Annotated in this window: 16 protein-coding genes; 3 read left to right on the forward strand and 13 right to left on the reverse strand. The window is 62.2% G+C overall.

Annotated elements, in window-relative coordinates; translation table 11 throughout:
- Nucleotides 1–2: 2 nt before the first annotated feature.
- From nuoC to ACWKWX_RS27275, 12 genes are all read right to left on the reverse strand, one after another.
- Complete coding sequence (gene nuoC / locus ACWKWX_RS27220) at nt 3–1,784, reverse strand: NADH-quinone oxidoreductase subunit C/D (RefSeq protein ID WP_416425235.1); 1,782 nt, start codon at nt 1,782–1,784, stop codon at nt 3–5.
- Nucleotides 1,785–1,858: 74 nt separating this feature from the next.
- Complete coding sequence (locus ACWKWX_RS27225) at nt 1,859–2,533, reverse strand: NuoB/complex I 20 kDa subunit family protein (protein WP_158156576.1); 675 nt, start codon at nt 2,531–2,533, stop codon at nt 1,859–1,861.
- A 10-nt stretch (nt 2,534–2,543) separates the two neighbouring features.
- On the reverse strand, nt 2,544–2,957 hold the full coding sequence (locus ACWKWX_RS27230; RefSeq protein WP_008369061.1) for an NADH-quinone oxidoreductase subunit A: 414 nt from the start codon (nt 2,955–2,957) through the stop codon (nt 2,544–2,546).
- 593 nt (nt 2,958–3,550) lie between these two features.
- Nucleotides 3,551–4,876 (reverse strand): isocitrate lyase, encoded by a 1,326-nt coding sequence (aceA, locus tag ACWKWX_RS27235; protein ID WP_476295827.1) that lies wholly within the window; start codon nt 4,874–4,876, stop codon nt 3,551–3,553.
- 547 nt (nt 4,877–5,423) lie between these two features.
- Entirely contained in the window at nt 5,424–6,176 is a 753-nt protein-coding gene (locus ACWKWX_RS27240) for a secretin N-terminal domain-containing protein (RefSeq protein ID WP_416425233.1), read from the reverse strand.
- A 151-nt stretch (nt 6,177–6,327) separates the two neighbouring features.
- Complete coding sequence (locus ACWKWX_RS27245; RefSeq protein WP_416425232.1) at nt 6,328–6,750, reverse strand: GNAT family N-acetyltransferase; 423 nt, start codon at nt 6,748–6,750, stop codon at nt 6,328–6,330.
- A complete protein-coding gene (locus ACWKWX_RS27250) occupies nt 6,743–7,909 on the reverse strand; it encodes a ribosomal protein uL16 3-hydroxylase (protein WP_416425231.1) in 1,167 nt (388 codons plus the stop codon). Before ACWKWX_RS27250 ends, ACWKWX_RS27245 begins: the two co-directional genes overlap by 8 nt.
- 84 nt (nt 7,910–7,993) lie before the next feature.
- Entirely contained in the window at nt 7,994–9,364 is a 1,371-nt protein-coding gene (gene purB, locus ACWKWX_RS27255) for an adenylosuccinate lyase (protein WP_416425230.1), read from the reverse strand.
- A 106-nt stretch (nt 9,365–9,470) separates the two neighbouring features.
- On the reverse strand, nt 9,471–10,091 hold the full coding sequence (gene hflD, locus ACWKWX_RS27260; protein WP_416425229.1) for a high frequency lysogenization protein HflD: 621 nt from the start codon (nt 10,089–10,091) through the stop codon (nt 9,471–9,473).
- Nucleotides 10,088–11,218, reverse strand: a complete 1,131-nt coding sequence (mnmA, locus tag ACWKWX_RS27265) for a tRNA 2-thiouridine(34) synthase MnmA (protein WP_416425228.1) — start codon at nt 11,216–11,218, stop codon at nt 10,088–10,090. Before mnmA ends, hflD begins: the two co-directional genes overlap by 4 nt.
- Before the next feature lie 161 nt (nt 11,219–11,379).
- On the reverse strand, nt 11,380–11,823 hold the full coding sequence (locus ACWKWX_RS27270; RefSeq protein WP_473003093.1) for an NUDIX hydrolase: 444 nt from the start codon (nt 11,821–11,823) through the stop codon (nt 11,380–11,382).
- A gap of 67 nt (nt 11,824–11,890) precedes the next feature.
- The gene (locus tag ACWKWX_RS27275; protein ID WP_416425226.1) at nt 11,891–14,119 is read right to left on the reverse strand and encodes an NADP-dependent isocitrate dehydrogenase; all 2,229 of its coding nucleotides are present in this window, start codon (nt 14,117–14,119) and stop codon (nt 11,891–11,893) included.
- 376 nt (nt 14,120–14,495) lie between these two features.
- Between ACWKWX_RS27275 and icd the strand changes: the two genes are divergently transcribed.
- The gene (gene icd / locus ACWKWX_RS27280) at nt 14,496–15,752 is read left to right on the forward strand and encodes an NADP-dependent isocitrate dehydrogenase (RefSeq protein ID WP_416425225.1); all 1,257 of its coding nucleotides are present in this window, start codon (nt 14,496–14,498) and stop codon (nt 15,750–15,752) included.
- Nucleotides 15,753–15,892: 140 nt separating this feature from the next.
- Here the strand turns inward: icd and cspD are convergent, their stop codons facing one another.
- Nucleotides 15,893–16,153, reverse strand: coding sequence for a cold shock domain-containing protein CspD (gene cspD / locus ACWKWX_RS27285; RefSeq protein ID WP_416425224.1), 261 nt, complete (start codon nt 16,151–16,153; stop codon nt 15,893–15,895).
- Nucleotides 16,154–16,381: 228 nt separating this feature from the next.
- On the opposite strand from cspD, the gene clpS reads away from it, so the two are divergent.
- Both clpS and clpA read left to right on the forward strand, forming a co-directional pair.
- Nucleotides 16,382–16,744, forward strand: coding sequence for an ATP-dependent Clp protease adapter ClpS (clpS, locus tag ACWKWX_RS27290; protein ID WP_416425223.1), 363 nt, complete (start codon nt 16,382–16,384; stop codon nt 16,742–16,744).
- A 30-nt stretch (nt 16,745–16,774) separates the two neighbouring features.
- Nucleotides 16,775–19,045 carry an ATP-dependent Clp protease ATP-binding subunit ClpA gene (clpA, locus tag ACWKWX_RS27295; protein WP_416425222.1) on the forward strand — a complete coding sequence of 757 codons (2,271 nt, stop codon included), beginning with the start codon at nt 16,775–16,777 and terminating at the stop codon, nt 19,043–19,045.
- The last annotated feature ends 104 nt before the right edge of the window (nt 19,046–19,149 follow it).

The raw sequence follows: 19,149 nt of genomic DNA on the forward strand, positions 1-19,149 counted from the left end.
GCTTAGCGGTCCACGTCGGCCATAACGAAGTCGATACTACCCAGGTACGCGATCAAGTCCGCGACCATGCTGCCTTTGATCACCGAAGGGATCTGCTGCAGGTGCGGGTAGCTTGGGGTGCGGATCCGGGTACGGTAGCTCATGGTGCCGCCGTCGCTCGTCAGGTAATAACTGTTGATGCCCTTGGTCGCTTCGATCATCTGGAAGGACTCGTTGGCCGGCATGACCGGGCCCCACGAAACCTGCAGGAAGTGCGTGATCAAGGTTTCGATGTGCTGCAGCGTGCGCTCTTTGGGCGGCGGCGTGGTCAGCGGGTGGTCCGCCTTGTACGGGCCTTCGGGCATGTTGCGCATGCACTGGTCGATGATCTTGATGCTCTGGCGCATCTCTTCCACGCGCACCATGCAGCGGTCATAGGCATCGCCGTTGTGGCCCAGCGGCACTTCGAACTCGAAGTTCTCGTAGCCCGAGTACGGGCGCGCCTTGCGCAGGTCGAAGTCGCAACCGGTGGAACGCAGGCCGGCACCGGTGACGCCCCATTCCAGGGCTTCCTTGGTGTTGTAGGCGGCGACACCGATGGTACGGCCTTTGAGGATGCTGTTCTGCAGGGCAGCCTTGGTGTATTCGTCCAGGCGCTTGGGCAGCCATTCGACGAAGTCTTTCACCAGCTTTTCCCAGCCGCGCGGCAGGTCGTGGGCCACGCCACCAATGCGGTACCAGGCCGGGTGCAGGCGGAAGCCGGTGATGGCCTCGATCACCGTGTACGCCTTCTGGCGGTCGGTGAAGGTGAAGAACACCGGGGTCATGGCGCCCACGTCCTGGATGTAGGTACCCAGGAACAGCAAGTGGCTGGTGATACGGAAGAACTCGGCCATCATGATGCGGATGGTGTCGACCTTCTGCGGCACCTTGATGCCGGCCAGCTTCTCCACCGCCAGCACGTAGGGCAGGTTGTTCATCACCCCGCCCAGGTAGTCGATGCGGTCGGTGTAGGGGATGAAGCTGTGCCACGACTGGCGCTCGGCCATCTTCTCGGCGCCACGGTGGTGGTAGCCGATGTCGGGCACGCAGTCGACGATCTCTTCGCCGTCCAGCTGCAGGATGATGCGGAACGCACCGTGGGCCGAAGGGTGGTTGGGGCCCAGGTTGAGGAACATGTAGTCCTCGTTGGTGCCCGAACGCTTCATGCCCCAGTCTTCCGGGCGGAAGCGCGCGGCTTCTTCTTCAAGCTGCTGCTTGGCCAGGCTCAGGCTGTAGGGGTCGAACTCGGTGGCGCGCGCCGGGTAGTCCTTGCGCAGCGGGTGGCCTTCCCAGGTGGGCGGCATCATGATGCGCGACAGGTGCGGGTGGCCCTGGAAGGTGATGCCGAACATGTCCCAGACTTCACGCTCGTACCAGTTGGCGTTGGGCCAGATACCGGTGACGGTGGGCAGGTTCAGGTCGCCTTCGTGCAGCGCGACCTTGATCATCACGTCGCTGTTCCGCTCCACCGACATCAGGTGGTAGAACACGGTGAAATCGGCGCCCGGCAGGCCGCGGCGCTGGGTGCGCAGGCGCTCGTCGACGCCATGCAGGTCATACAGCATGGAGTAGGGCTTGGGCACGTTGCGCAGGAAGCTCATCACTTCCTTGAGCTTGGCGCGGGCGATCCACAGCACCGGCATGCCGGTGCGGGTTTCCTGGGCGACGAACGCCTCGGGGCCGAAGCGCTGTTGGAGTTCGACGACCACGTCCTGGTCGTCAGCCTTGTAAGGCGGGATATATAGAGCGGTGTCCGCTGTCATGTTCTCGGTCGCTATTCGTCAACGTACAGAATGAGGCCAGGGTTCTTTGTGGCGGTGCCGGGTAAAGAGCTGGATCAGACTTCGTCGGGGCTGCGCAGGTTGGTGACCGCAATGCGTTGTTCGCGGCGTTGCTCCTTTTGCGACGGCATCTCGGCGCGGTACACGCCTTGATCACCGACGACCCAGGACAGCGGGCGACGCTCTTGGCCAATCGATTCCTGCAACAGCATCAGGCCTTGCAGGAAGGCCTCTGGGCGCGGCGGGCAGCCGGGCACGTAAACGTCCACGGGCAGGAATTTATCCACCCCCTGGACGACCGAGTAAATGTCGTACATGCCACCGGAGTTGGCGCACGAACCCATGGAGATCACCCACTTGGGCTCCAGCATCTGCTCGTACAGGCGCTGGATGATCGGCGCCATCTTCACGAAGCAGGTGCCGGCGATGACCATGAAGTCGGCCTGGCGTGGCGATGCCCGGATCACTTCCGCGCCGAAGCGGGCGATGTCGTGGGGCGCGGTGAACGCGGTGGTCATTTCCACGTAGCAGCACGAAAGCCCGAAGTTGTACGGCCACAGGGAGTTTTTACGCCCCCAGTTGACAGCACCGCTCAGGACGTCCGAGAGCTTGCCCATGAAAATGTTCTTGTGGACCTGATCCTCTAGCGGATCGGCTACGGTTTCCCGTTCGCCGATCGGATACTGGTCGTTGGGTGCATCCGGGTCGATTCTGGTGAGATTGTATTGCATTGCCAAAGCCTCATTGTTTCAGCTTCGCTTGCCGCTTACGGCGACCTTCGGGAGCCCAATCGAGCGCCCCCACCCGCCAAAGGTAGACAAGACCTGCCAACAGAATTGCTATGAAAACGAGTGCTTCGACGAATCCGGCCCAGCCGCTTTCGCGTACCGACACAGACCATGCAAAGAGAAAGAGGGCTTCGATATCGAAGATCACGAACAGCATCGCGACCAGATAGAATTTGGCGGAAAGGCGCAGGCGGGCGCTGCCGACCGGCAGCATGCCGGATTCGAATGGTTCGTTCTTGCTGCGGCCCCAGGCCTTGCTGCCCAGCAGGGCCGACAGCCCCAGCATGAAGGCGCAGAGCCCGGCGACACCCAAAAGGAAGATGGCAAAGCCCCAGTTGTGGGCCATGAGTCCTGTCGAATCGGGCATGCTGGAATCCTTAACGGAGAGCAAATGTCTCGGTACTTGAAAAGTAGTAAAGCAGTGACGATATGTCGCAGCTGAATCTATCGCGCTGATTTTATGGGTAAAGCGGTAGCAAGTAAATTTTCTACAGCAAATTTATTCGTAGGATTAAGCACATACACACCTTGCAAGTGCCTGCAGGCCCCATGGGGCGGGGGTTTCAGGTGGTTTTATTTATACCGTTGTTACACCCGTTTGGAGGTCTTTTTAATGTGTAATGATAATTAATATCATTTAAAGGGTTCCAAATCGTGTCAACCCTCACGTGCGCGTTAACCAACTCGTACGTTCTACGCTATTTTCCCTCTATATAAGTTGGCGTGGATCAAGACTTTGGTTGTAGAAGCGTAGTCGATGTGGGGCGGGGCGAAGGAGTGAATGAGCGCGGTGCACTTCGCTCCCTGTAGCAGCGGCCGCCAGGCCGCGTCACGGCGTCACGCATTGCAGGGGCCATGACGCAGCCTTCGGCAGCTGCTACGGGGGAAGACGGCCTTTGGCGCAATGAAAAAAGGCCACCTGCGTGGGGTGGCCTTTTTCGTTACGGCGTGTGCGTTACATCAATGGAACTGCTCTTCTTCGGTAGAGCCGGTCAGTGCGGTCACCGACGAGGTGCCGCCCTGGATCACGGTGGTCATGTCGTCGAAGTAGCCGGTGCCCACTTCCTGCTGGTGCGCCACGAAGGTGTAGCCCTTGGCGGCGTCGGCGAACTCCTGCTCCTGCAGCTTCACGTAGGCGGTCATGTCGTTGCGGGCGTAGTCGTGCGCCAGGTTGAACATGCTGTGCCACATGTTGTGGATGCCCGCCAGGGTGATGAACTGGTGCTTGTAGCCCATGGCCGACAGTTCGCGCTGGAACTTGGCGATGGTCGCGTCGTCCAGGTTCTTCTTCCAGTTGAAGGACGGCGAGCAGTTGTACGACAGCAGCTGGTCCGGGTATTCCTTCTTGATGGCCTCGGCAAAGCGACGGGCTTCGTCCAGGTCCGGCTTGGCGGTCTCGCACCAGATCAGGTCGGCGTACGGCGCGTAGGCCAGGCCGCGGGCGATGGCCTGGTCCAGGCCGGCGCGCACCTTGTAGAAGCCCTCCTGGGTGCGGGTGCCAGTTACGAACGGCTGGTCGTACGGGTCGCAGTCCGAGGTCAGCAGGTCGGCGGCGTTGGCGTCGGTGCGGGCCAGGATGATGGTCGGCACGCCGGCCACGTCGGCTGCCAGGCGGGCAGCCACCAGCTTCTGCACGGCTTCCTGGGTAGGCACCAGTACCTTGCCACCCATGTGGCCGCATTTCTTCACCGAGGCCAGCTGGTCTTCGAAGTGCACGCCGGCGGCGCCTGCCTCGATCATGCTCTTCATCAGCTCGTAGGCGTTCAACACGCCGCCGAAACCGGCTTCGGCGTCGGCCACGATTGGCGCGAAGTAGTCGATGTAGCCGTCATCGCCCGGGTTCTTGCCGGCTTTCCACTGGATCTGGTCGGCACGACGGAACGAGTTGTTAATGCGCTTGACCACGGTCGGCACCGAGTCCACCGGGTACAGCGACTGGTCGGGGTACATCGATTCGGCCGAGTTGTTGTCGGCGGCCACTTGCCAGCCGGACAGGTAGATGGCCTGGATGCCAGCCTTGACCTGTTGCACGGCCTGGCCGCCGGTGAGGGCGCCCATGCAGTTGACGAAGTCCTTGTCCGGACGGAAGGACGGCTTGGCGCCCTGGGTCACCAGGTTCCAGAGCTTCTCGGCGCCCAGGCGGGCCAATGTGTGCTCGGGCTGGATCGAACCGCGCAGACGCACAACGTCGGCAGCAGAGTAGGTCCGGGTTACACCTTTCCAGCGCGGGTTTTCTGCCCAGTCTTTTTCGAGGGCAGCTATTTGTTGTTCGCGTGTCAGTGCCATGGAGATAAACCTCGTCGCATAGGTTTGAATGAAAATTCTCGCTCCGCCGGCGCTGTCCTTACAGAAACACCATTGTGGCGCTCGCAGATCAGAAGCTTAGAAGGTCTGGGACGGGCTTGACGGAGAAGGCGACGATCGAACGGTCGTTCGAAGGAGGGGAAGACAGCTGGCAGGCCAAGGTTGCCCGGGCGCACGTGGCTCGTGGTTGCCGTTGTGCGAACGTTCAGGTCTTGCCGTGATGCCGATTGTGCTTCCGTCCCTCGGGACAACTTCTTCGTTCCAGTCGCAATCTCGTCAGGCTGCCTTGTGGGCGTTCCAGACACGAATCGGCTCAGGTGGGTAGGTTAGAGACCGATCCGAAGGCCCTTTCCAGGGCCCCTGATTAGCGGGAGCGAGGCCATCATGCCAAGCACAAATAGTGTCGTCAAATGTTTTGTAGTGGTTTTTTTCTATCACTACATCTTTGGTAGTAGGCGACTTGGCAGTCAGTTTTCGAGGGGCGGGTCGACGACTGGCGGGGCGTTTTCGCGACCCGCAAGTCATGTTTTCAGTCCAGTGGGTCCACTTTTACCCGCAAAGTCATGTCGCTACGCCCCTGGGTGGACCAATTTCGCGTGTAGCCACTGTTATTGGCGGTGCTTTGCTCGTTGGTACCGGCCAGGGTGATCCACTCGCCCAGGCGTCCGCTGACCTGCGTGTCGGTGCTTTGCACGTTCACTACATCCTGACGTTCCTGGCTCATCCGGTCATTATTGGTGCTGATGCTCAGGTGTACGGTCTCACCGGTGACGCTGGCGGTCACGTAGAAGCCCTGGGTAACGTTGCGGTACTGGGTTTGGGTCTGCAGGCCGCCGTAGCTGTCGCTCTGGGCGGTGGTGAAGGGCACGCTCTGGCCCACCTGGATCAGCGCCGGCGTGCCCTCGGTGGCCTGCACCTGCTGGGTGCCGCCGGTGCGGTTGGTGGTGCCGTAGTTGATGATGCGGGTGTTGTTGTTATTGACCGTGTAGCCGCCGCGGTCGCCTTCGTTGCTGTCGCTGGTGTCGACGCTGATCAGCAGGCGCCGGGCGGCCACGTCCAGTTGGGTGATAAGCGCGCGCAGTTGCTGGATCTTGTCCGGGTCGGCGTTGACGATCAATTGGTTGCCGTAGGCGCTGACCTTGCCGTCGCGGCCGATGAAGTTCTGCGCCACGGGCAGCAGGTCGTCGCTGGTGCGGTTGTTCAACTGCACGATCTCGGTGGCGGCGCTGGCGGTGAACGAGGCGAGCAGTGCGCAGGTGGCAAGCAGGGGGCGTAACGGCATGTCCGGAGTCTCCATCATTGGAGTGGACATTATGGCAGAACGGATGAGCGCAAATCCGTGACGCGACGCAGCTCCCGTAGCAGCGGCCGCCAGGCCGCGTCACCGGCGTTGCGGCCGGACGCAGCCTTCGGCAGCTGCTACGGGAGGTATTTCAGCTGTAGCGCACCATATCCACGTGCGGAATGCCCGCCTCGAGGAACTCTTCGCTCACCACCTTGAAGCCGTGGCGCTCATAGAACGCCGTGGCGTGCACCTGGGCGCTCAGGCTTTGCTGCTTGAGGTCCTGGTGCTCGGCCTGGGTGATGGCGGCTTGTAGCAGGGCGTCGCCCACTTTAAGGCCACGCCAGTCCTTGAGCACCGACACCCGGCCAATCTGGCCATCGGGCAGCAGGCGGGCGGTGCCGATAGGGTAGTCGCCCTCGCACGCCAGGAAGTGCACGGCGTCGACGTCATCGGCGTCGAACTCCAGCTCCGGTGGTACCGATTGCTCGGCGATGAACACGGCCTCGCGGATACGTCGAATGTCGGCGATGTCCTTGTGCCAATCAGCCACGCGTACGCGAATCTTATTCATCGGCAAACCCCAGACTTCCTTGTTTGACCAGCTCGCAGATCAGTGTACGACCTTGCTCGTCAATCATCCATGGGCCCAGGTTTTCGATATGCAGGGCGTCGGCCGCGCAGATCAGCTTCAGCAGCTCGCGCATCTCGCCCGGCAGCAGGCGGCTCTGGCCGCTGGCAAACAGCAGCAGGTCGTCGCCCACTTCCGACCAGGCCAGGCGCGCGCTCGGGTTGCGGATCAGGATGGCGCCGTCTTCCAGGCCGCCCAGCAGGTCGTCCTCTTCCAGCTCTTCACCGGCCACCAGCTCGGGGTAGCGCGGCTCGGTCATGAACTGGCCGAACCAGGTCAGCAGCAGGCGCTCGTCGTTCATGTGCTCGTTGAGCAGCTTCTTCAAGCGGTCCAGGGCGTCGTGCTGGATCTGCGTCGGGTCGCTGACAGGCTGGGCGTCGGCGTCGGTGTAGCGCTCTTCGTCCGGCATGAACTGGGTGAGGAAGTCGGTGAAGTGGGTCAGCACTTCAGCGGCGCTCGGCGCGCGGAAACCCACCGAGTAGGTCATGCAGTCGTCCACGGCGACGCCGTAGTGGGCCAGGCGCGGCGGCAGGTAGAGCATGTCGCCCGGCTCCAGCACCCACTCGTCGGTCTGCTGGAAGTCGGCCAGGATGCGCAGGTCGGCGTGGTCGATCAGCGGGCTGTCGGCGTCGCACATCTGGCCGATTTTCCAGTTGCGCTTGCCATGGCCCTGCAGCAGGAACACGTCGTAGTTGTCGAAGTGCGCGCCCACGCTGCCACCAGGGGCTGCGTAGCTGATCATCACGTCGTCGATGCGCCAGCTGGGCAGGAAACGGAACGGCTGCAGCAGTTCGGCCACTTCCGGCACGAATTGGTCGACGGCCTGCACTAGCAGGGTCCAGTCACGCTCGGGCAGCTTGCTGAAGGCGTCGTCTTCGAACGGGCCGCGGCGCATTTCCCACGGGCGTTCGCCGTTCTCGATGACGATGCGCGACTCGACTTCTTCTTCCAGGGCCAGGCCCGCCAGCTCGTCGGGGCTGATCGGGTTGTCGAAATCGGTGAACGCCTGACGGATCAGCAGGGGCTTTTTCTGCCAGTAATCACGCAGGAATTCACGTGCAGTCAGGCCGCCCAGCAGTTGCAGAGGAGTATCAGGATTCATGTGTAACCTATTGAATGAGAGCGCTTTTAAGTCACGAATAAAAACGCCCGGCTGAGCCGGGCGTCGTAGCGACGGGGCGGAGCGTCAGATGCGCTTGGCCTGGGCCGCGGCGTTACCGATGTAGGAAGCCGGGGTCAGCTTCTTCAGTTCAGCGCGGGCTTCGGCTGGCATGTCCAGGCCGTCGATGAAAGTTTGCAGCGCGTCAGGGGTGATGCCCTTGCCGCGGGTCAACTCTTTCAGTTTTTCATACGGGTTTTCGATGTTGTAGCGGCGCATCACGGTCTGGATCGGCTCGGCCAGGACTTCCCAGCAGGCGTCCAGGTCTTGGGCGATGCGCACTTCGTTCAGTTCCAGCTTGCTGATGCCCTTCAGGGTCGCCTCGTAGGCGATGACGCTGTGGGCAAAGCCCACGCCCAGGTTGCGCAGCACGGTGGAGTCGGTCAGGTCACGCTGCCAGCGCGAAACCGGCAGTTTGCTGGCCAGGTGCTGGAACAGGGCGTTGGCGATACCCAGGTTGCCTTCGGAGTTTTCGAAGTCGATCGGGTTGACCTTGTGCGGCATGGTCGACGAGCCGATTTCGCCGGCGATGGTGCGCTGCTTGAAGTAGCCCAGGGAGATGTAGCCCCAGATATCGCGGTCGAAGTCGATCAGGATGGTGTTGAAGCGCGCGATGGCGTCGAACAGCTCGGCGATGTAGTCGTGCGGCTCGATCTGGGTGGTGTAGGGGTTGAAGCCCAGGCCCAGCTCGTCTTCGATGAAGGCGCGCGCGTTGGCTTCCCAGTCGATGTCGGCGTAGGCCGACAGGTGGGCGTTGTAGTTGCCCACGGCGCCGTTGATCTTGCCCAGCAGCGGCACGGCGGCTACCTGGGCGATCTGGCGCTCCAGACGGTAGACGACGTTGGCCAGTTCCTTGCCCAGGGTGGTCGGCGAAGCCGGCTGGCCATGGGTGCGCGACAGCATCGGCACGTCGGCGAAGCGGTGGGCCAGTTCGCGGATGTTGTCGGCGATCTGGCGCATCAGCGGCAGCAGCACGGTGTCACGGCCTTCGCGCAGCATCAGGGCGTGGGACAGGTTGTTGATGTCCTCGCTGGTGCAGGCGAAGTGGATGAACTCGCTGACCTTGGCCAGTTCCGGCAGCTTGGCAGCCTGTTCTTTCAACAGGTACTCGATGGCCTTGACGTCGTGGTTGGTGGTGCGTTCGATCTCTTTCACGCGCTCGGCGTGCTCGAGGGCGAAGTCATCGGCCAGGGCGTCGAGGATAGCGTTGGCTTCGGCGGAGAACGCCGGCACTTCGCTGATTTGCGGGTGGGCGGCCAGGCGCTGGAGCCAGCGCACCTCGACCAGGGCGCGGAAACGGATCAGGCCGTATTCGCTGAAAATAGGGCGCAGGGCCTGGGTTTTGCCGGCGTAGCGGCCGTCAACAGGGGAAACCGCAGTGAGCGAAGAAAGCTGCATGGGGTGTTCTCGGACAGTCGGGCAACGAAATGGGGCGCGTATCATACATGAAAATTCATTGCAGGTCGGCAGCCCAGCGCCGACCGCGCCCGTGAGGTGACGAGCGTTAACCGCGCATCATCGGATACAGTTCTTTGAGTAGCTTGCGCCGGCTGAATACCAGTTGCCAGCGGTGGCCGCCCAATTGCCGCCACAAACGCGCCGAACGGATGCCGGCCAGCAGCAACGCGCGGATTTTCGCGGCGTTGCTGGGCTGCTGCAGGTTGCGCATGTCGCCCTGCACCTGGATCCGCTGGCGCAGGGTGCTCAGGGTGTCCTGATACAGCGCACCGCTGGCGGCGATAACGTTCTCGTGGGTAATGCCAAAATGTTCTACCTGGGACTGGATCTGCGGCAGGCGCCGGCCGATCACCTCCAGCAGGTCGTCACGCTTGCCCAGCTGGCGCTCCAGGTTGAGCATCGACAGGGCGTAGCGCAGCGGTTCGCGCTGCAGGCTGGCCGGGTCGCGCTCAAGCGCGCTGACCAGGGCGCGGTAGCCGTCGCGCAGGTTCAGGTCGTCGCCGCCGAACACCTCCAGGGTGTCCTTGGGGTCGCGAATCAGCAGGCTGCCAAGCATGCAGCCCATGGCCGCCTCGGCGCTCTGGCCGGTCTTGGCGATGCGGTCTACCAGCACGGCGGCCTGGAAAACCGCACCCAGGGCAATCAATTGCTCCTGAATGGGGTTCATGCAGCGGCGCCTTTGCTGGTCCACGGCTGGGCCACTTCAATGACGCCGCCACCCAGGCAGATCTCGCCGTCGTAGAACACCACCGACTGGCCGGGGGTAACCGCGCGCTGCGGGTCGTCGAACACCGCGCGGTAGCCGCTGGCGGTCTTTTCCAGCGTGCAGGGCTGGTCGCCTTGGCGGTAGCGCACCTTGGCGGTCAGGCGGCGCGGGCTGCTCAGGTCGATGGGGTTCACCCACCAGATTTCCGAGGCCAGCAGGGCGCGGGAGAACAGCCACGGGTGATCATTGCCCTGGCCGACCACCAGCACGTTGCGTTCCAGGTCCTTCTCCAGCACGTACCACGGCTCGTCGCTGGCGTCCTTCAGGCCGCCAATGCCCAGGCCCTGGCGTTGACCGATGGTGTGGTACATCAGGCCGTGGTGCCGGCCGATCACTTCACCTTCGGTGTTCTGGATCTCGCCGGGCTGCGCCGGCAGGTACTGCTTGAGGAAGTCGCTGAAGCGGCGCTCGCCAATGAAGCAGATGCCGGTGGAATCCTTCTTCTTGGCGGTGGCCAGGCCGTGTTTCTCGGCGATGGCGCGCACTTCCGGCTTTTCCAGCTCGCCCACCGGGAACAGGGTGCGGGCGATCTGTTCGCCGCCCACGGCGTGCAGGAAGTAGCTCTGGTCCTTGTTCGGGTCCAGGCCCTTGAGCAGCTCGGTGCGGCCGTCGATGTCACGGCGGCGCACGTAGTGGCCGGTGGCGATCAGGTCGGCGCCCAGCGACAGGGCGTAGTCCAGGAAGGCCTTGAACTTGATTTCGCGGTTGCAGAGGATGTCGGGGTTCGGCGTGCGGCCGGCCTTGTACTCTTCCAGGAAATGTTCGAAGACGTTGTCCCAGTATTCGGCGGCGAAGTTGGCCGTATGCAGCTTGATGCCGATACGGTCGCACACGGCCTGGGCGTCGGCCAGGTCTTCGCGGGCGGTGCAGTATTCGGTGCCGTCGTCTTCTTCCCAGTTCTTCATGAACAGGCCTTCCACCTGGTACCCCTGTTCGAGCAGCAGGAGGGCGGACACGGAAGAATCAACGCCGCCGGACATGCCGACGATGACGCGCTGGGTTTCAGGGGCAGCAGCTGAATCACGCATAGGAATTGAGAGTGTGTCTGGGAAAAGCAGGGGATTCTACCACCAAGCGCCGCGCTTCGCTCGCTTCTGTAGCCGCTGCCGCAGGCTGCGCTGGCCTTTGAGTGCGCAGTAGATCTCCAGTGGGGCATAGGGCCAGCGCAGCCTTCGGCAGCGGCTACAGGTCAATTACGGATCAGGGACAGGCTGTGCAGGTCGCCCGCCAGGTAATCATCAATACACTGCAACAACAACTCGCTGCGCCAGCGCGGCTTCTGCTCGATGATCTCATCGCGGGTCAGCCACTGCGGCCCGATGATGCCGTGGTCCAGCGTGCGCTCCGGGTCGTGGTGCAGCGGCTTGCCGGCAAAGCACACCCGCTGGTACGTCACGCCGTTGCTGGGCGCGGTGTACAGGTAGATGCCAATGACGCCGGTCAGCTCGACGTCGTAGCCGGTTTCTTCCAGGGTTTCGCGGATGGCCGCCTCGATCAGGCTTTCATCGGGTTCCAGGTGCCCGGCGGGCTGGTTGAGCACGGCGCGGCCGCCCTTGAGTTCTTCGACCAGCAGGAAGCGGCCGTTGTCCTCGATGACAGTGGCGACGGTGACGTGGGGGATCCATGGGCGCATCGATGTTCTCCTGTAGAAAGCACAAAGCCCCGGCACATGACCGGGGCTTCGTGTGTTGCGGGCTAGCTTACTTCAGCGACGCGATCGCGGCGTTCAAGGTAGCGCTTGGGCGCATGACCTTGGCAGCCAGCTCGGCGTTGGCGTGGTAGTAGCCGGCGATGTCGACCGGCTTGCCTTGCACTGCGTTCAGTTCAGCGACGATGGTCGCTTCCTGTTCGGTCAGTGCAGCGGCCAGCGGGGCGAAGCGCGCCTGCAGGGTGGTGTCTTCGGTCTGGGCGGCCAGGGCTTGTGCCCAGTACAGCGCCAGGTAGAAGTGGCTGCCGCGGTTGTCGATGTTGCCGACTTTGCGCGATGGCGACTTGTTGTTGTCCAGGAACTGGCCGGTGGCCTGGTCCAGGGTGGCCGCCAGGACCTTGGCCTTGGCGTTGTCGGTGGTCACGCCCAGGTGTTCCAGGGAAGCGGCCAGGGCCAGGAATTCACCCAGCGAGTCCCAGCGCAGGAAGTTCTCTTCCACCAGTTGCTGCACGTGTTTCGGAGCCGAACCGCCGGCGCCGGTTTCGAACAGGCCACCGCCGTTCATCAGCGGCACGATGGACAGCATCTTGGCGCTGGTGCCCAGTTCCATGATCGGGAACAGGTCGGTCAGGTAGTCGCGCAGCACGTTGCCGGTCACCGAGATGGTGTCCTGGCCCTTGCGGATGCGCTCCAGGGAGAACTTCATGGCGTCGACCGGGGACATGATGCGGATGTCCAGGCCCGAGGTGTCGTGGTCTTTGAGGTAGACCTGGACTTTCTCGATCATCACGCCGTCGTGGGCGCGTGCCGGGTCCAGCCAGAAGATGGCCGGGGTGTTGGAAGCGCGGGCGCGGTTGACGGCCAGCTTGACCCAATCCTGGATCGGCGCGTCCTTGGTCTGGCACATGCGGAAGATGTCGCCAGCCTCGACTTTCTGTTCCAGCAGGGTGCGGCCCTTGCCATCGACCACGCGCACGGTGCCGTCGGCCTTGATGTGGAAGGTCTTGTCGTGCGAACCGTACTCTTCGGCTTTCTGCGCCATCAGGCCAACGTTTGGCACGCTGCCCATGGTGGTCGGATCGAAGGCGCCGTGCTTCTTGCAGTCTTCGATGGTGGCCTGGTAGATGGTGGCGTAGCAACGGTCCGGGATCACCGCCTTGGTGTCCTGCAGGTTGCCTTCGGCGTTCCACATCTTGCCCGAGTCACGGATCATGGCCGGCATCGAGGCGTCGACGATCACGTCGCTTGGCACGTGCAGGTTGGTGATGCCCTTGTCGGAGTTGACCATGGCCAGCGCTGGGCGGGTGGCGTACACGGCTTGCACGTCGGCTTCGATCTGCGCTTTCTGCTCGGCAGGCAGCGACTGGATGCGGGCGTACAGGTCGCCGATACCGTTGTTCAGGTTGAAGCCAACCTGCTCCAGCACGGTGGCGTGCTTGGCCAGGGCTTCTTTATAGAACTCGGCAACCACCTGGCCGAACATGATCGGGTCGGAAACCTTCATCATGGTGGCTTTCAGGTGCAGGGACAGCAGCACGCCCTTGGCCTTGGCGTCTTCGATTTCGGCGGCGATGAAGGCGCGCAGGGCCTTTTTGCTCATCACGGCGCAGTCGATGATCTCGCCGGCTTTTACCGAAGTCTTTTCCTTCAGGACGGTCACGGAACCGTCGGCGGCCAGCAGTTCGATGCGCACGGCGTCAGCGGCTTCGATCAGCGCGGCTTTCTCGCTGCCGTAGAAGTCGCCGTTGCTCATGTGAGCCACGTGGGACTTGGAGTCGGCAGCCCAGGCGCCCATCTTGTGCGGGTGCTTGCGCGCGTAGTTCTTCACCGACAGCGGTGCGCGGCGGTCGGAGTTGCCTTCGCGCAGCACCGGGTTCACGGCGCTGCCCTTGATCTTGTCGTAGCGCGACTTGGCTTCTTTCTCGGCGTCGTTGGCCGGGGTCTCCGGGTAGTCCGGGATGTTGAAGCCCTGGGCCTGCAGCTCGGCGATGGCGGCCTTGAGCTGGGGAACCGAGGCGCTGATGTTCGGCAGCTTGATGATGTTGGCTTCCGGCGTGGTGGCCAGGGTGCCCAGCTCGGCGAGGTCGTCAGCGATGACCTGGTCGGCTTTCAGTTGCTCAGGGAAGCTCGACAGGATGCGGCCAGCCAGGGAGATGTCCCGGGTTTCCACGGCAATATCAGCCGAGGCGGTGAAGGCCTCTACGATAGGGAGCAGGGAATAGGTGGCGAGGGCCGGAGCTTCGTCGGTGAAGGTGTAGATGATCTTTGAGCGGGTGGGCATATTCGGATTAACTCTCTTCTTTGCTAAGCGTGCACAGAATCTCGAGATGCGCAGGGTAGGCGCTTTCGTCCAATGTGATCAATGAGCCGAAAGTCGAGGATTCGTCGCGATGATGTGGGGTGCATCAGTAGAGCGTCAAGCGACCGAGTTGCGGTACAACCGGGTCTTTTCAAGCGTTTTCAAAGGCTTGGTGTCTGGTTGCAGACGCCTCGGCCCCCGGTGACTCGATGGTCACTGCGACAGTATACCACTGGTGATGCGGGATAAATGATGCTCTTCGGCAGATTCACCTGCCAATCGGGTGGTTGCGGTCTAGGGCAGGTGGGTTACGCTCAGGGATAGCCAGGATGTTCAACCCACAAAAACGGAGTCCAGCATGGGATACCAGAAGATTCAGGTACCGAGCGTCGGCCAGAAGATTACCGTCAATGCAGATCATTCCCTCAACGTGCCTGACCAACCGATCATTCCGTATATCGAAGGCGATGGCATTGGCGTGGACGTCACGCCGGTCATGATCAAGGTGGTGGACGCCGCGGTGGCCAAGGCCTACGGCGGCAAGCGCAAGATTTCGTGGATGGAAGTGTACGCGGGTGAGAAAGCCACCCAGGTCTACGACCAGGACACCTGGCTGCCCCAGGAGACCCTGGACGCCGTGAAGGACTACGTGGTGTCCATCAAGGGCCCGCTGACCACGCCGGTGGGTGGGGGCATTCGCTCGTTGAACGTGGCCCTGCGCCAGCAGCTCGACCTTTATGTGTGCCTGCGCCCCGTGGTGTGGTTCGAAGGCGTGCCCAGCCCGGTGAAAAAGCCAGGCGACGTGGACATGGTGATCTTCCGCGAGAACTCCGAGGACATCTACGCCGGCATCGAGTGGAAGGCCGGCTCGCCGGAGGCGCAGAAGGTCATCAAGTTCCTGAAGGAGGAGATGGGCGTCACCAAGATCCGCTTCGACCAGGATTGCGGCATCGGGATCAAGCCGGTGTCCAAGGAAGGCACCCAGCGCCTGGTGCGCAAGGCCCTGCAATATGTAGTGGATAACGACCGCAAGTCGCTGACCCTGGTGCACAAGGGCAACATCATGAAGTTCACCGAGGGGGCCTTCAAGGACTGGGGCTACGAGATCGCCCGCGACGAGTTCGGCGCCACCTTGCTGGACGGCGGCCCGTGGATGCAGTTCAAGAACCCCAAGACCGGGCGCAACGTGATCGTCAAGGACGCCATCGCCGACGCCATGCTGCAGCAAATCCTGCTGCGGCCGGCCGAGTACGACGTGATCGCCACCCTCAACCTCAACGGTGACTACCTGTCCGACGCCCTGGCGGCCGAGGTGGGCGGCATCGGCATTGCGCCGGGCGCCAACCTGTCCGACACCGTGGCCATGTTCGAGGCCACCCACGGCACCGCGCCCAAGTACGCGGGCAAGGACCAGGTCAACCCGGGTTCGGTGATCCTCTCGGCGGAAATGATGCTGCGCCACCTGGGCTGGACCGAGGCGGCGGACCTGATCATCAAGGGCACCAACGGCGCCATTGGTGCCAAGACCGTGACCTACGACTTCGAGCGGCTGATGGACGGTGCCACGCTGGTGTCCAGTTCGGGCTTCGGCGAGGCGTTGATCAAGCACATGTAATGGCAGGCAACAAAAAAAACCGGCCGTCCTGGCCGGTTTTTCTGTCCCTGACTAGTCAAGAACCTGTGGGAGCTGGCTTGCCAGCGAGCTTTTCAGGTCGCCCCAAAGCTCGCTGGCAAGCCAGCTCCCAAAGGTGTCAGTCAGGCAGTAATGGTCTGCTGCACAGCCTGTGGGGCAGTGTGCTGGGCGGGGCTGTCGGTGGCAGCGGAAATGTCGACGGCGTGCAGGCCCTTGGGGCCCTGGATGATTTCGAATTTGACAGGCTGGCCGGCCTTGAGGGTCTTGTAGCCATCCATCTTGATGGCCGAGTAGTGGGCGAACAGGTCTTCGCTTTTGCCCTCTTCAACGATGAAGCCATAGCCCTTGGCGTTGTTGAACCACTTGACCTTACCGTTTGCCATGCTCATATCCCTCTGCAAAGGACTCCATCTCTGGAGTATCATCCACTTCATCCGGCATTCGGACCGATCAAAAAATTTGGTTGACTGCGCGGACCTTTATTCCCCAATGTGGGTTCTATTGTTTGTAACACCGTTTTGCCGATAGTCAAGGTCATGCGGCGGCCGAGCTTACAGTCGGTCACAAGGTCAACACACAACCCTATTCGCTCAACCATGAACCTTCTTTCCATGCATGCATTCAGCCAGATTCGACTAACATTCAATCAGGATCGCCCGGAATCGCATGAGGACGATTCCGCAGGCGTGGCCATACAGGAGGCCAAGCCGGCCTTGAAGGCGCCACCCATGTATAAGGTGGTTTTGTTTAACGATGACTACACACCGATGGATTTCGTCGTCGAAGTGCTCGAGGTGTTTTTCAACCTTAACCGCGAGCTGGCGACCAAGGTCATGCTCGCCGTCCACACGGAAGGGCGAGCCGTATGTGGATTGTTTACCCGCGACATCGCCGAGACAAAGGCCATGCAGGTCAATCAGTACGCCAGGGAAAGCCAGCATCCGCTACTCTGTGAAATCGAGAAGGACGGTTAATCGCCGACCACTTGGGTATGAGGTGAAGCTATGTTAAACCGCGAGCTCGAAGTCACCCTCAATCTCGCCTTCAAGGAGGCGCGTTCCAAACGTCATGAGTTCATGACCGTGGAGCACCTCCTGCTGGCATTATTGGATAATGAGGCCGCCGCCACCGTTTTGCGTGCTTGTGGCGCAAACCTCGACAAACTCAAGCACGACTTGCAGGAGTTCATCGACTCCACCACGCCGCTGATCCCCGTCCACGACGAGGACCGCGAGACCCAGCCAACCCTGGGCTTCCAGCGTGTGCTGCAACGTGCTGTCTTCCACGTGCAGAGCTCGGGCAAGCGTGAAGTCACCGGCGCCAACGTGCTGGTCGCCATCTTCAGCGAACAGGAAAGCCAGGCCGTGTTCCTGCTGAAACAGCAGAGCGTGGCCCGCATCGATGTGGTCAATTACATCGCCCACGGTATCTCCAAGGTGCCAGGGCACGGCGATCATTCCGAGGGTGAGCAGGATATGCAGGACGACGAGGGCGGTGAGTCTTCTTCTTCAGGCAACCCGCTGGATGCCTATGCCAGCAATCTCAACGAACTGGCTCGCCAGGGTCGCATCGACCCGCTGGTAGGGCGTGAGCACGAGGTGGAGCGCGTCGCGCAGATCCTCGCCCGCCGCCGCAAGAACAACCCGCTGCTGGTGGGTGAGGCTGGCGTGGGCAAGACCGCCATCGCCGAAGGCCTGGCCAAGCGCATCGTCGACAACCAGGTGCCGGACCTGCTGGCCAATAGCGTGGTCTACTCGCTGGACCTGGGCGCCTTGCTGGCCGGTACCAAATACCGCGGCGACTTCGAAAAACGCTTCAAGGCGCTGCTGGGCGAGCTGAAAAAACGTCCGCAAGCCATCCTGTTCATCGACGAGATCCACACCATCATCGGTGCGGGCGCGGCGTCGGGCGGGGTGATGGACGCCTCCAACCTGCTCAAGCCACTGCTGTCCTCGGGTGATATCCGTTGCATCGGCAGCACCACGTTCCAGGAATTCCGCGGCATCTTCGAGAAAGACCGGGCCCTGGCGCGGCGTTTCCAGAAAGTCGACGTCAGCGAGCCTTCGGTGGAAGACACCATCGGCATCCTGCGCGGTTTGAAAGGGCGTTTCGAACAGCACCACAGCATCGAGTACAGCGACGAAGCCCTGCGCGCCGCTGCCGAGCTGGCCTCGCGCTACATCAATGACCGGCACATGCCGGACAAGGCCATCGACGTGATCGACGAGGCGGGTGCCTACCAGCGCCTGCAACCGGTGGAAAACCGCGTCAAGCGCATCGAAGTGCCACAGGTTGAGGACATTGTCGCCAAGATCGCGCGCATTCCGCCAAAACACGTCACCAGTTCCGACAAGGAGCTGCTGCGTAACCTGGAGCGCGACCTGAAGCTGACCGTGTTCGGCCAGGACGCGGCCATCGACTCGCTGGCCACCGCCATCAAGCTGTCCCGTGCGGGCCTGAAATCGCCAGACAAGCCAGTGGGTTCGTTCCTGTTCGCTGGCCCCACCGGCGTGGGCAAGACCGAGGCTGCGCGGCAGTTGGCCAAGGCCCTGGGCGTGGAGCTGGTGCGTTTCGACATGTCCGAGTACATGGAGCGGCACACCGTCTCCCGTCTGATCGGCGCGCCGCCGGGCTACGTCGGTTTCGACCAGGGCGGCTTGCTGACCGAGGCCATCACCAAGCAACCGCACTGCGTGCTGCTGCTCGATGAAATCGAGAAGGCCCATCCAGAAGTGTTCAACCTGCTGCTGCAGGTGATGGACCACGGCACCCTGACCGACAACAACGGGCGCAAGGCGGACTTCCGCAACGTGATCCTGATCATGACCACCAACGCCGGTGCCGAGACCGCGGCGCGCGCTTCGATTGGCTTCACGCACCAGGACCACTCGTCCGATGCCATGGAAGTCATCAAGAAGAGCTTCACGCCAGAGTTCCGCAACCGCCTGGATACCATCATCCAGTTCGGCCGGCTCAGCCACGAAACCATCAAGAGCGTGGTCGACAAGTTCCTTACCGAACTGCAGGCCCAGCTCGAAGACAAGCGTGTGCTGCTGGAGGTGTCGGACGCGGCGCGCAGCTGGCTGGCAGCCGGTGGCTATGACGCCACCATGGGTGCCCGGCCAATGGCGCGGCTTATCCAGGACAAGATCAAGCGGCCGCTGGCCGAGGAGATCCTGTTCGGCGAGCTGGCCGAGCACGGCGGCGTGGTGCACATCGATGTGAAGGACGGCGAGATGACCTTCGACTTCGAAACCACGGCGGAAATGGCCTGACGGCCCACCGCCCGTAGCAGCTGCCGCAGGCTGCGTCCCCTACACCGCGAAACCGCGGTGGCTGTGACGCGGCCTGACGGCCGCTGCTACAGGGGGTGGTTTTG

Source organism: Pseudomonas imperatae, from assembly GCF_057128625.1.

Bases quoted from the DNA above. Each gene is read 5' to 3' on its own strand.
- ACWKWX_RS27225 (WP_158156576.1), bottom strand. From the start codon at position 2,533: ATGCAATACAATCTCACCAGAATCGACCCGGATGCACCCAACGACCAG.
- hflD (WP_416425229.1), bottom strand. From the start codon at position 10,091: ATGAACCCCATTCAGGAGCAATTGATTGCCCTGGGTGCGGTTTTCCAG.
- clpA (WP_416425222.1), top strand. From the start codon at position 16,775: ATGTTAAACCGCGAGCTCGAAGTCACCCTCAATCTCGCCTTCAAGGAG.
- clpS (WP_416425223.1), top strand. From the start codon at position 16,382: ATGCATGCATTCAGCCAGATTCGACTAACATTCAATCAGGATCGCCCG.
- ACWKWX_RS27240 (WP_416425233.1), bottom strand. From the start codon at position 6,176: ATGCCGTTACGCCCCCTGCTTGCCACCTGCGCACTGCTCGCCTCGTTC.
- icd (WP_416425225.1), top strand. From the start codon at position 14,496: ATGGGATACCAGAAGATTCAGGTACCGAGCGTCGGCCAGAAGATTACC.
- ACWKWX_RS27250 (WP_416425231.1), bottom strand. From the start codon at position 7,909: ATGAATCCTGATACTCCTCTGCAACTGCTGGGCGGCCTGACTGCACGT.
- nuoC (WP_416425235.1), bottom strand. From the start codon at position 1,784: ATGACAGCGGACACCGCTCTATATATCCCGCCTTACAAGGCTGACGAC.
- cspD (WP_416425224.1), bottom strand. From the start codon at position 16,153: ATGGCAAACGGTAAGGTCAAGTGGTTCAACAACGCCAAGGGCTATGGC.
- purB (WP_416425230.1), bottom strand. From the start codon at position 9,364: ATGCAGCTTTCTTCGCTCACTGCGGTTTCCCCTGTTGACGGCCGCTAC.
- ACWKWX_RS27245 (WP_416425232.1), bottom strand. From the start codon at position 6,750: ATGAATAAGATTCGCGTACGCGTGGCTGATTGGCACAAGGACATCGCC.
- mnmA (WP_416425228.1), bottom strand. From the start codon at position 11,218: ATGCGTGATTCAGCTGCTGCCCCTGAAACCCAGCGCGTCATCGTCGGC.
- aceA (WP_476295827.1), bottom strand. From the start codon at position 4,876: ATGGCACTGACACGCGAACAACAAATAGCTGCCCTCGAAAAAGACTGG.
- ACWKWX_RS27270 (WP_473003093.1), bottom strand. From the start codon at position 11,823: ATGCGCCCATGGATCCCCCACGTCACCGTCGCCACTGTCATCGAGGAC.
- ACWKWX_RS27230 (WP_008369061.1), bottom strand. From the start codon at position 2,957: ATGCCCGATTCGACAGGACTCATGGCCCACAACTGGGGCTTTGCCATC.
- ACWKWX_RS27275 (WP_416425226.1), bottom strand. From the start codon at position 14,119: ATGCCCACCCGCTCAAAGATCATCTACACCTTCACCGACGAAGCTCCG.